This window comes from Mesorhizobium sp. M1E.F.Ca.ET.041.01.1.1 (assembly GCF_003997355.1).
Taxonomy (GTDB): Bacteria; Pseudomonadota; Alphaproteobacteria; order Rhizobiales; family Rhizobiaceae; genus Mesorhizobium.
The window spans coordinates 1-10,896 of the sequence record NZ_RZSL01000167.1 but is presented as its reverse complement, the minus strand read 5'-3'; the positions used below and the strand labels follow the sequence as shown (position 1 = coordinate 10,896).

Sequence of the window (10,896 nt, the reverse complement as noted above, 5' to 3'; positions counted from 1 at the left end):
GAACAAGGTCATCTTCAAGATGCTGCATCTCAAGGGCATCTACGGCCGCGAGATGTTCGAGACCTGGTACAAGATGATCGCCCTGGTCCAGGGCCCTCTCGACGTCTCGGGCCTGATAACCCATCGCATCGGCATCGATGATTTCCAGGTCGGATTCGACGCGATGCGGAGCGGCAGCTCGGGCAAGGTGGTGATGGATTGGTAGGGAGCGTCGATAGAGACGTCGAGTTCCTTCGCGCCCCCTCTGTCCTGCCGGACATCTCCCCCCTCGAGGGGGGAGATTGGCAGCTTCGACGCCGGCGCTCACTCTTCAACGCTGGAGATTGGCGAAAGCCGGCGTGACATCTGATCTCCCCCCAAGTGGGGGAGATGTCCGGCAGGACAGAGGGGGGCGCTGTCCCGCCAGCGTATCGGTGTTCCCACTCTACTTGTTCCCTAAGGCCACTTCCAGCGCCGCCGTCCCTTTCGCAACCGCCACCTGCTCCTCCACACTCAGCCTTGCCAGCAACTCCCTTTCGAACGCCTTCGCCAGCGGCACCATCTCGCGATAGGCGGCGAGCCCAGGCTTGGTCAGCATCAGGTGCTCGACGCGGCGATCGTTCTCGTCCGGCGTGCGCGTCAGCCAGCGCCGGCGCTCCAGCTCGGCGACTGCGCGCGACACCTTGGTCTTGTGCATGGCCGACTGCTCGCCGAGTTCGGTCGCGGTCATCGTGCCGCGCTGGCCAAGACCTGACAGCGTGCGCCATTCCGGCCGCGTCAGTCCGTGGCGTTCCTTGTAGATGCGCGAGAATTCGCGGCTGACGGTGTCGGCCAGCCGATAGAGACGGTAGGGCAGGAAGCTTTCCAGTTCGAGGATTTCCGGTTCCATGAGTGCACCCCGAATGCGTCCGCCGTTGATAGTTACATTTTCGATGGTTACAAATGAAACCAGTTTGGTCAACATCCCCGGAAAGCCGCGCTCCGGCGGGCTTTGGAACCGGGATCAGGGAGGATCGGATGGCCTTTTCCTATATGCCGGGCTTCGGCAACGATTTTGAGACCGAGACGCTGCCCGGCTCGCTGCCGCAGGGGCGCAACTCGCCGCAGCGCCCCGCCTACGGCCTCTATGCGGAACAGCTTTCCGGCTCGCCCTTCACCGCGCCGCGCGGCACCAACGAGCGCTCCTGGCTCTACCGTATCCGTCCGAGCGTCAGGCATACCGGCCGCTTCAAGGCAGCGAGCTACCCTTTATGGAAGACCGCGCCCAACATCGGCGATCATGAGCTGGCGCTCGGCCAGTACCGCTGGAACCCGGTGCCGATGCCCGCCGAGCCGACCGACTTCATCTCCGGCATGCGCACCATGACCACGGCGGGCGACGCGGTGGGACAATCCGGCATGGCGGCGCATGTCTATGTCGCCAACCGCTCGATGGTCGACGACCATTTCTTCAATGCCGACGGCGAGCTCATGATCGTGCCGCAGGTCGGCGCGCTGCGTTTCGTCACCGAGATGGGCGTCATCGAGCTTCGGCCCGGCGAGATCGCGGTGCTGCCGCGTGGCCTCGTCTTCAAGGTGGAGCTCGCCGACAAGGAGGCGCGCGGCTATGTCTGCGAAAACTATGGCGCTAAGTTCACGATGCCCGATCGCGGGCCGATCGGCGCCAATTGCCTCGCCAATCCGCGCGACTTCAAGACGCCCTGCGCCTGGTTCGAGGAGAAGGAGACGCCGTGCCGGCTGATCGTCAAATGGTGCGGCACTTTCCATGTCACCGAGCTAGGCCATTCGCCGCTCGACGTCGTCGCCTGGCATGGCAACTACGCGCCCTATAAATATGATCTGGCGACCTTTTCGCCGGTCGGCGCCATCCTGTTCGACCATCCCGACCCGTCGATCTTCACCGTGCTTACGGCGCCGAGCGGCGAGGCGGGCACTGCCAATGTCGACTTCGTCATCTTCCCGCCGCGCTGGCTGGTGGCGGAAAACACCTTCCGTCCGCCCTGGTACCACCGCAACATCATGAGCGAGTTCATGGGCCTGATCCACGGCCAGTACGACGCGAAGGAAGAAGGCTTCGTGCCCGGCGGCATCAGCCTGCACAACCAGATGCTGGCGCATGGGCCGGATGCGACAGGTTTTGAGAAAGCCACCCGCGCAGACTTGAAACCGGTCAAGCTCGACAACACCATGGCCTTCATGTTCGAGACGCGCTTTCCGCAGATGCTGACGCGTTACGCCGCCGAACTCGACACGCTGCAGGAGAACTACATCGACTGCTGGGCCGACCTGAAGAAGCGTTTCAACGGCACGCCCGAGGGCGACTGGTCCTGACCCGCGGTATCAGTGTCGGGAAAACTTGAACGGGCGGCTTGACGATCGCCCGTAACGGCCTTGTTGTGGGGTCAGCGGCACAGACCGCGTGAAGAGAGGAAACCGCATGAAGCTTGCCACTTTGAAGAACGAGACGCGCGACGGGAAGCTGGTCGTGGTCTCGCGCGATCTGACGCGGTTCACCGACGCTTCCTTCCTGGTGCCGACACTGCAGGCGGCGCTCGATGACTGGCGGCGGATTGCGCCGCATCTGGCGGCGATGGCGGAATCGCTCGAGACCAATGCCGTGCCTTCATCTCGATTCCACGAGCACGACGCGCATTCGCCGCTGCCGCGCGCCTATCAATGGGCCGACGGCTCGGCCTATGTGAACCATGTCGAACTGGTGCGGAAGGCGCGCGGCGCCGAAATGCCGGCAAGTTTTTGGACCGATCCGCTGATCTACCAGGGCGGGTCCGACTCCTTCATTGCGCCGCGCGATCCGATCCGCATGGCGGACGAAGCCTTCGGTATCGATATGGAGGCCGAAGTCGCCGTTATCGTCGACGATGTGCCGATGGGCGCGAGCCTCGAACAGGCGAGGGATGCGATCCGCCTCGTCATGCTGGTCAACGACGTGACGCTGCGCGCCATCACGGGGCCGGAACTGGCAAAAGGCTTCGGCTTCTTCCAATCGAAGCCGTCTTCCGCTTTCTCGCCGGTCGCGGTGACACCGGAGGAATTGGGCGACGCCTGGGACGGCGGCAAGGTCGATCTCGCGCTGCTGGTCGACCTCAACGGCAAGCCGTTCGGCCGCGCCAGTGCCGGCGTCGACATGACCTTCGATTTTCCGGCGCTCATCGTGCATGCCGCGAAGACACGGCCGCTTGCCGCCGGCACCATCGTCGGCTCGGGCACCGTTTCCAACAAACTCGACGGCGGACCCGGCAAGCCGGTCTCGGCTGGCGGCGCCGGCTATTCCTGCATCGCCGAACTGCGCATGATCGAGACCATCGAGAGCGGCGAGCCGAAGACGCCCTTCCTGCGCTTCGGTGACACTGTGCGCATCGAGATGAAGGACAAGGCCGGCCACTCGATCTTCGGTGCCATCGAGCAGAAGGTCGAGAGATACGAGGGGTAAGGGGAGAAAGGAACCTGAAAAGGTGACCCTGCTCGAGCACCTGCGCCGTATGGCGCGCAACAATCTATGGTCGAACGACCGGCTCTATCGCGCCGTGCTTGCGCTTGAGCCCGGCGAGTTCGAAGCCGAGCGCACCAGCTTCTTTCCCTCGATCAGGCAGACGCTCAACCACATCCTCGCGGTCGATCGTCTCTATCTCGATTTCCTGACGGATGGCGGCCTCGGCGCCGCCGCCTATGACACCTTCGTGCCATTCGACGATGCGGCAAGCCTGGCGGCGGCACAGGCCGATTTCGACCGCAGGCTCGTCGCCTTTTGCGATGGCCTGTCGGAAGCCGATCTCGATCGTCGCGTCGTCACCGACCGGCGCGAGGACGGCCTGATCCCGGAAAGGATCGGCGACATCCTCGCCCATGTCTTCCTGCACGACATCCATCACCGCGGCCAGGTGCACGCCATGCTTTCCGGCACTTCCGTTCCGCCACCGCAATTGGATGAGTTTCTGCTCGACTACGATGTCAAGCTCAGGAAGGATGAGGTCGAACGGCTGGGGTTTTGAACGAGCGAGAATGCCTCAGGAATTATCGTAGTTACGAAAATTATTGACTTAATTATTGTAGGTACATAAATTCCGATGAAGATCGTTTGGGATGAACCGAAACGCTTGGCAAACATTGACAAACACGGCTTGGATTTCGCTGCGTTGGACGAGGAGTTTTTCCTTGCCTCGACGTCCGGGCGGCCAAAGCCGGCCGTTTCAAGGCGATTGGTCGGATAGTCGGCGGCGTTGTTGCCGTGGTCTTTGCCCGGCTTGGCACCGAAGGCATTTCGATCGTCTCGATGCGACCGGCCAACCGGACGGAAAGGAGATTGTTCGATGGCAAAACCTAAGCTGAACGTTACGAAACCTGACAAGGAGTTCCAGCCAGGCAAGGGCTTCACCAAGGAAGATTGGGACGCCGTCTCGGACAACCCGGGGTGGACAGAGGAGGATTTCGGAAATTCCCGTCCCTTCACCGAGGTGTTTCCGGATCTTGCCGAAAGCATTCGCCGTTCGCGCGGCCGGCCGGCGCTCGACAATCCGAAGAAGCAGGTGACGCTGCGGCTCGATAGCGACGTGGTCGCCCGCTTCCGAGCCGGCGGACCCGGCTGGCAGAGCCGGATCAACGACATTCTGCGGAAGGCCGCCGGCCTCCAAAAGTAGCTCGATCGCATGGCAGTCAGGCCAGCGCGACCTCGTAACGGGCGAAATGCGGGTCTGACGTCAGGATGGTTAGGTTCTCTACCCGCGCCTGCGCGATCAGCAATCTGTCAAAGGGATCACCATGGTGATGGGGCAGGTTGCCGACCGCGCGCGCGTGCTGAAAGGTGATCGCAAGCGGCTGAAATTGCATCCTTGGAAGCAACCCCGGCAGGTCGTCCGGCGCCTCGAGCTTTCCAATCGAACGTTTGATCGCGATTTCCCAAACGCTTGCCGCGCTTGCGAACACTACAGCATCCGACGCCAGGATGGCGCGATGGTGCTCGCTGAGACGTCGATCGTCCGCGATCGACCAGAGGATGATGTGCGTGTCGGCGAGAAACGGGCCGACTGTCATTTCACGTACTCGTCCCATTCGGAACCGAGTTCGTCAAAGTCGTCTGCAATCCGAACCTTGCCCTTCAAGGCACCGATGCGCGGCAGGGGGGCTGCCACCGCCGGCGGTACGATACGCGCGGCCACCTTGCCATGGCGCGTGAGCACGATCTCCTCCCCGGCTTCCGCACGGCTGACGAGTTCCGACAGTTTGGCCTTAGCCTCGGCGATCGAGATATTCATAGCACGACCTTTCTGACCAGAATTTAGGTCATAATTGGCCGAGCCGCAAGCTCAGGCGTTACGCCGCCTTGCCGTCCAGCTTGATCACGCCGCGCTTGATCTGGTCCTGCTCGATCGATTCGAACAGGGCGCGGAAATTGCCTTCGCCAAAACCTTCGTCGCCCTTCCTCTGGATGAACTCGAAGAAGATCGGCCCGATCACTGTCTTCGAAAAGATCTGCAGCAGGATCTTGGTCATGCCGCCATCGACGACGCCTTCGCCGTCGATGAGGATGCCGTGCTTCTTCATCCGCTCGATCGGCTCGTCATGGCCGTGCACGCGCTCGTGTGACATCTCGTAATAGGTGTCGGGCGGGCCGGGCATGAATTTCAGCCCGTTGGCGGCGAGCTTGTCGGTGGCGTCGTAGATCGCGTCGGTGCCGACCGCGATGTGTTGGATGCCCTCGCCATTGTACTTCTTCAGATATTCGGCGATCTGGCTGGTCTCATCCTTGGACTCGTTCAGCGGAATGCGTATCTTGCCGCAGGGCGAGGTGATCGCCCGGCTGACGAGCCCGGTGATCTTGCCGTCGATATCGAAGAAGTGGATCTGCTTGAAGCCGAACAGGTCGCGATAGAAATCCCACCACTTGTCCATGTTGCCGCGATAGACATTGTGGGTGAGGTGGTCGAGATAATAGAAGCCGACCCCTTCCGGTTTGGGATTGCGTTCTCCCAGCCACTCGAATTCGGCGTCGTAGGCCGAGCCCTTCTCGCCATAGGCCTCGATGAAATAGAGCAGCGAGCCGCCGATGCCGACGATCGCCGGCACGTCGAGCGCCTTGTCGATGCCTTCATAGGGCGTGGCGCCTTTCGACACCGCATGGTCGAAGGCGTGCTTGGCATCGACCACGCGCCATGCCATCGAGGCGGCGCAGGGGCCGTGCTTGTCGACAAACTTCATCGCATGCGAGCCGGGCTCGGCATTGACGACGTAGTTGATATCGCCCTGCCGCCAGACGGTGATGTCCTTGCTGCGGTGCTTCGCCACCGCGACATAGCCCATGCGGGTGAAGAGCTCGGCGAGCTTCGCGGGCTCGGGATGCGCGAACTCGACGAATTCGAAACCGTCGGTGCCGGCTGGGTTCGCCTTGCTGATCTTGGCGGGCGGGGCGTCGTGCGGGAAGGGGCCCATGGCAGTCCTCCAAAAGCTGTTGCAGCCGAGCTTGGCCGTCTTTCGTCATGATAGCGCTGGACGGCCGCACGGTGCTTGCATTCAACCGCCTGAAATGCGCATTATGTGCGCGGATTGTGCATCGTCGGAGGAAAATTCATGGATAATGCGCGCCTTGATCAATTTGATCGCAAGATACTGGCGCTTCTGCAGGGCGATGCGCGGCTCACCAACAATGATTTGTCGGAGCGCGTGAACCTCTCGCCCTCGCAATGCTCGCGCCGGCGCCAACGGCTGGAAGAGGACGGCTATATCAGGGGCTACCGCGCCGTGCTTGACCGCGACCGCCTCGGCTTTTCGCTGGTCAACGTCATCTCGGTGACCTTGGCCACCCACAACCGCGACAACGCGCGGCGCTTCGGCGAGCTGGTGGCGCGGCTGCCCGAGGTGCAGGAAGCGCATGCGCTGACCGGCGAGATGGACTACATCCTGAAAGTGGTGACGCCCGACCTCAAATCGCTGGCGGAGTTCGTCAACGGCGTGTTGCTGCCGCACGAATCCGTGCAGCATGTGAAGACGGCGATCGTTTTGGAAACGCTGAAGGAGACGGGTGCGCTGCCGATTTAGACTGAGTGCATTTCGGCGGACACGCTGGCGGGACAGCACCCCCCTCTGGCCAGAGGGGGGTGGGAAGGATCGCTAACCCGTGGAATATCGCGTCCGTTACAGCAACCGAATGTTGCTCACCCCCGCTGCTGCTGGATCAGCCCATAGAGATTGGTGCAGCGTGCGCCGGAGCGGCAATAGGCGAACACCGGGCCTTCGAGCTCATCGAGCGCCTCTGCTTGGTCCTCGACATTGTTCATGGTGATCTGGCCGCTGATCACCGGAATGTAGCGGAAGGCAAGCCCGGCGGCTTGTGCCGCAGCCTTGACGCTGTCGGCCGAGGGCTGGCCCGGTTGCTCGTTATCCGGCCGGTTGCAGATCACGCTTCTGAAGCCGGCGTCCTTGATGGCGGCGATGTCCTCGGGCTGGATCTGGCCGGAGACCGAATAGTCGTCGCTGATCTGGCGGTATTCCATGATGTGGTCCTCGCAATCTTAAGCGCCTGTTGGCTTGGGCGCAGTTTCTGCCACTCCCCGGGCTAGCCGGCAACCGCTGCCTTGGCGAAAATCCTATGTTATCGCCGGGCGCGCAAGCCGGGTCCTGGCCAAGCGCGCCACCGCGATGCCCGCGATCATCGCGACGACGAAGATCAGCGTCGCCGCGCGGCCAAGGCCGAGCGCCGGGATGGCGCCGCCTGGGCAAAAGCCCGCAATGCCCCAGCCGATGCCGAACAGCGCAGCGCCGGAGACGAGTTGGCCGTCGATGTCCTTCTTGCTCGGCAAGGCGAAAGCCGTTTCGAACACCGGCCTTTTGCGTCGGGCGAATATCAGGCGGTAACCAACGAAGGCAACGGCCAAGCCGCCGCCCATCACGAAGATCAGGCTGGGGTCCCAGGTTCCGGCGATGTCGAAGAAATTCAGCACTTTCGCCGGATTGATCATGCCGGAAACAGCGATGCCCAAACCAAAAAGTCCGCCGATCACGAAGGCCGAGACAAGCTTGCCCATGGTTCAGCCTCCAATCACATGACGGATGACAAAAACGGTGACGAAGGCGGTGGCCATAAAGGTCGCCACGGCGACGAACGAGCGCGGTGACAATCGCGCGATGCCGCAAATGCCGTGTCCGCTCGGGCAACCGCCGCCGAAATGCACGCCGACACCGACGAGAAAGCCGCCGACGACAAGGGCCAGCGTCGGTACCGGCACATTGAATTCGATATCCTTGCCGGCGAGCCGGATCAGCAATGGGGCGCCGATTGCGCCGGCGAGGAAGGCAGCGCGCCACTTCCAGTCGGCGGACACTGGCGGGATAACGCCGGTCAGTATCCTTGTCATTCCCGCAATACGGCCATGCAACGCCATCAGCAGCACGGCCGACAGGCCGATGAGGGCTCCGCCAAGCAGGGACTGGAAAGGCGTGAAGACGGTCATGGAAAGGTCAATCCGCGTCGATCAGGAGATCATCATTCAGCAGATAGACTTTTTCGCATGGGAATCCAGCCGGAAATGGTCCGGCTGGAAAAGGCGGCGTTGGCCGTTTCGCCGCGCAAGCCCGACGAGCTCGGCTCAGCTTCCCAGGATCGCGCCTTTGATCTGCGTGATGTTGTTGTGCATCATGTCGATATAGGTCGAAGCCGGGCCGTCGGAACCGGACAGCGCGTCCGAATAGAGCGTGCCGCCGACCTTGATGCCGGTCTCGCCGGCGATCTGCTCGATCAGCCGCGGATTGGTGATGTTCTCGATGAAGATCGCGGCCGCCTTATCCTGCTTGATCTGCTCAACCAGCTTGGCGACGTCGGCGGCCGAAGGCTCGGAATCGGTCGAGATGCCCTGCGGCGCCAGGAACATCAGTCCGTATTCGTGCTCGAAATAGCCGAAGGCGTCGTGTGAGGTGATGACCACGCGTTTCGCCTCGGGGATCGACTGGATCGCCGCCTTCACGTCGCCTTCCAGCGCATCGAGCTTGGCGGTGTAGGCGGTAGCGTTGGCCTCGTAGCTGTCGCAGCCCTCGCTGTCCGCCGCGCAGAAGGCATCGGCGATGTTCTTCACATAGATCCTGGCGTTTGCGATCGACTGGAAGGCATGCGGGTCGGTGACCGTTTTGCCTGCGCCTTCAGCGGCGTCCGCATCGGCGAATTCCGGCTTGAAGTCGATCGGCGTCACGCCCTTGGTCAAGGTGACGATCGCGGCCTTGGTGGCGCTGGCGTCGACAAGGCGCTGCAAAAAGCCTTCGAAATGCAAGCCGTTGACCAGCACGACATCGGCGCCGGCCATCGCCACCGCATCCGCCGGGCTCGGCTCATAGACATGCGCGTCGCCATCCGGCCCGACGATGGTGGTGATGTTGACGCGGTCGCCGCCGACATTCTTGGCGAAGTCGGCAATGACCGTGAAGCTCGCCACCACCTTGAGCGGCGCCGCGAAGGCCGATGAGGTTGGGAAGGCGCTTAATGTTATAACGCTCATCGCCAGGGCGGCACGGAACGATTTCAGCATTGCGAAGGTCTCCTTGCTTGGGGATCAGGCGGTGCGGTGGCGGTGATGCACGATGCGGGCGCGCAGCGCGCCGCGCGAGCCGAACACGATCGAGAAGAAATAGACGACGCCGGCTGAAAGGATGATCGCCGGGCCGGACGGCAGCGACGCATGGTAGGACAGAAGCAGCCCGGCGACGCAGGAGGCAAAGCCGATCAGCACGGCCAGCACGCACATCGGCTCGACGCGCACCGTCCAGAAGCGGGCGGAAGCCGCCGGCAGCATCATCAGCCCGACCGACAGCAGCGTGCCGAGCGCCTGGAAGCCGCCGACGAGGTTCAGCACGACGAGGCCGAGGAAGATGAAATGCACCGGGCTGCCCATGCGGCTCACCGAGCGCAGGAACAGCGGATCGAGGCATTCGGCAACCAGCGCGCGCCAGAAGATGGCGAGGCTGGCGAGCGTCACCACCACGATTCCGCCGATCAAGGTGAGCGCCTCATTGTTGAGTGCAAGCACCGTGCCGAACAGCACATGCATCAGGTCGACGCTGGAGCCGCGGATAGACACCATCAGCACGCCGACGGCGAGCGAGATGAGATAGAAGGCCGCCATCGAGGCGTCCTCGCGCTGGATGGTGAAGCGCGAGACGGCGCCCGCGCCGAGCGCCACGATGATGCCGGCGATCAGCCCGCCGACAGTCATCGGCAGGATTTCGAGGCCGTAGAGCAGGAAGCCGGCCGCGGCGCCGGGCAGGATGGCATGCGCCATCGCGTCGCCCGACAGGCTCATGCGCCGCAGCATCAGGAAGACGCCGACCGGGCAGGCGCCGAGCGACAGCATCAGCGAGCCGAACAGCGCCCGCTGCATGAAGGCGAAATCGGCGAAAGGCGCGATGAACATGCCGTAGAGGAATTCCATCACGCAGCCCTCGGTCCGGAGCCGTGATCGTGATGGTGATCATGCACATGCGCATGATCGTGTCCGTGGTCATGACTATGGTCGTGTTCGCTTGGCTCGCACCAGGGTGCATTCTCTTCCCAGGCTTCGTGGAAGCGCCGCGCCTTGAGAAGGTTTTCCGGCCGCAGTGTTTCCCGCGTCTCGCCCCAGGCGACGGGCTGGCGGGCAAGCAGCAGCGTTTCGGGAAAATTCTGCCGCACCAGATCGAGGTCGTGGACGACGACCATGATCGTGCGCTCCTCGCCATGCCAGCGTTTTATGAGCTGGATGAGGTCGCCGACGGTCTTGGCGTCGACGGCGTTGAACGGTTCGTCGAGCAGGATGAGGTCGGCGTCCTGCAGAAGCACGCGGGCAAACAGCGTGCGCTGCAGCTGCCCGCCGGACAGCGTGTCGATCGGGCGCGTCTCGAAGCCGCCGAGTCCTACAGCCATCAGTGCCTTGCTGACGGACT

At 62.7% G+C, this 10,896-nt stretch carries 15 protein-coding genes and 2 pseudogenes; 7 read left to right on the top strand and 10 right to left on the bottom strand.

Features of this window, described 5'->3' with window-relative positions; translation table 11 throughout:
• Positions 1–205: pseudogene (tdh, locus tag EOA38_RS15910) on the top strand (L-threonine 3-dehydrogenase); the annotation flags it as partial.
• Between the two features lie 219 nt (positions 206–424).
• On the opposite strand, the gene EOA38_RS15905 reads toward tdh, so the two are convergent.
• Complete coding sequence (locus EOA38_RS15905; RefSeq protein WP_127299644.1) at positions 425–868, bottom strand: MarR family transcriptional regulator; 444 nt, start codon at positions 866–868, stop codon at positions 425–427.
• 128 nt (positions 869–996) lie between these two features.
• Between EOA38_RS15905 and hmgA the strand changes: the two genes are divergently transcribed.
• From hmgA to EOA38_RS15880, 5 genes and pseudogenes are all read left to right on the top strand, one after another.
• Positions 997–2,310, top strand: a complete 1,314-nt coding sequence (gene hmgA / locus EOA38_RS15900) for a homogentisate 1,2-dioxygenase (RefSeq protein ID WP_127299643.1) — start codon at positions 997–999, stop codon at positions 2,308–2,310.
• A gap of 106 nt (positions 2,311–2,416) precedes the next feature.
• Positions 2,417–3,430, top strand: a complete 1,014-nt coding sequence (locus EOA38_RS15895; RefSeq protein WP_127299642.1) for a fumarylacetoacetate hydrolase family protein — start codon at positions 2,417–2,419, stop codon at positions 3,428–3,430.
• 22 nt (positions 3,431–3,452) lie between these two features.
• Positions 3,453–3,989 (top strand): DinB family protein, encoded by a 537-nt coding sequence (locus EOA38_RS15890; protein ID WP_127299641.1) that lies wholly within the window; start codon positions 3,453–3,455, stop codon positions 3,987–3,989.
• A gap of 75 nt (positions 3,990–4,064) precedes the next feature.
• Positions 4,065–4,321 (top strand): annotated as a pseudogene (locus EOA38_RS40375) (BrnT family toxin).
• Positions 4,308–4,634: a BrnA antitoxin family protein gene (locus tag EOA38_RS15880; protein ID WP_127299640.1), complete on the top strand. Its 327-nt coding sequence runs from the start codon at positions 4,308–4,310 to the stop codon at positions 4,632–4,634. The pseudogene EOA38_RS40375 and the gene EOA38_RS15880 overlap by 14 nt, the downstream one beginning before the upstream one ends.
• Positions 4,635–4,650: 16 nt before the next feature.
• Here EOA38_RS15880 and EOA38_RS15875 read toward each other — a convergent pair whose 3' ends face one another.
• The 3 genes from EOA38_RS15875 to hppD are packed head-to-tail and all read right to left on the bottom strand — an operon-like array spanning position 4,651 to position 6,423.
• A complete protein-coding gene (locus EOA38_RS15875; protein WP_126094331.1) occupies positions 4,651–5,028 on the bottom strand; it encodes a type II toxin-antitoxin system VapC family toxin in 378 nt (125 codons plus the stop codon).
• On the bottom strand, positions 5,025–5,249 hold the full coding sequence (locus EOA38_RS15870) for a type II toxin-antitoxin system prevent-host-death family antitoxin (RefSeq protein ID WP_127299639.1): 225 nt from the start codon (positions 5,247–5,249) through the stop codon (positions 5,025–5,027). The genes EOA38_RS15875 and EOA38_RS15870 overlap by 4 nt, the downstream gene beginning before the upstream one ends.
• A 58-nt stretch (positions 5,250–5,307) precedes the next feature.
• Positions 5,308–6,423: a 4-hydroxyphenylpyruvate dioxygenase gene (gene hppD, locus EOA38_RS15865; protein WP_127299638.1), complete on the bottom strand. Its 1,116-nt coding sequence runs from the start codon at positions 6,421–6,423 to the stop codon at positions 5,308–5,310.
• Positions 6,424–6,561: 138 nt separating this feature from the next.
• On the opposite strand from hppD, the gene EOA38_RS15860 reads away from it, so the two are divergent.
• A complete protein-coding gene (locus EOA38_RS15860) occupies positions 6,562–7,029 on the top strand; it encodes an Lrp/AsnC family transcriptional regulator (protein WP_127299637.1) in 468 nt (155 codons plus the stop codon).
• A 116-nt stretch (positions 7,030–7,145) separates the two neighbouring features.
• Here EOA38_RS15860 and EOA38_RS15855 read toward each other — a convergent pair whose 3' ends face one another.
• The 6 genes from EOA38_RS15855 to EOA38_RS15830 all read right to left on the bottom strand — a co-directional run.
• A complete protein-coding gene (locus tag EOA38_RS15855) occupies positions 7,146–7,484 on the bottom strand; it encodes a TIGR01244 family sulfur transferase (RefSeq protein WP_126094327.1) in 339 nt (112 codons plus the stop codon).
• A 93-nt stretch (positions 7,485–7,577) separates the two neighbouring features.
• Positions 7,578–8,015, bottom strand: a complete 438-nt coding sequence (locus EOA38_RS15850; RefSeq protein ID WP_127299636.1) for a DUF6691 family protein — start codon at positions 8,013–8,015, stop codon at positions 7,578–7,580.
• Between the two features lie 3 nt (positions 8,016–8,018).
• Positions 8,019–8,441 carry a YeeE/YedE thiosulfate transporter family protein gene (locus EOA38_RS15845; protein ID WP_127299635.1) on the bottom strand — a complete coding sequence of 141 codons (423 nt, stop codon included), beginning with the start codon at positions 8,439–8,441 and terminating at the stop codon, positions 8,019–8,021.
• 135 nt (positions 8,442–8,576) lie between these two features.
• On the bottom strand, positions 8,577–9,506 hold the full coding sequence (gene aztC / locus EOA38_RS15840) for a zinc ABC transporter substrate-binding protein AztC (protein WP_127299634.1): 930 nt from the start codon (positions 9,504–9,506) through the stop codon (positions 8,577–8,579).
• 24 nt (positions 9,507–9,530) lie between these two features.
• Positions 9,531–10,406 (bottom strand): zinc ABC transporter permease AztB, encoded by an 876-nt coding sequence (aztB, locus tag EOA38_RS15835; RefSeq protein ID WP_127299633.1) that lies wholly within the window; start codon positions 10,404–10,406, stop codon positions 9,531–9,533.
• The coding region (locus tag EOA38_RS15830; protein ID WP_127299632.1) for an ATP-binding cassette domain-containing protein at positions 10,406–10,896 on the bottom strand (491 nt) is incomplete at its 5' end. The genes aztB and EOA38_RS15830, both read right to left, overlap by 1 nt.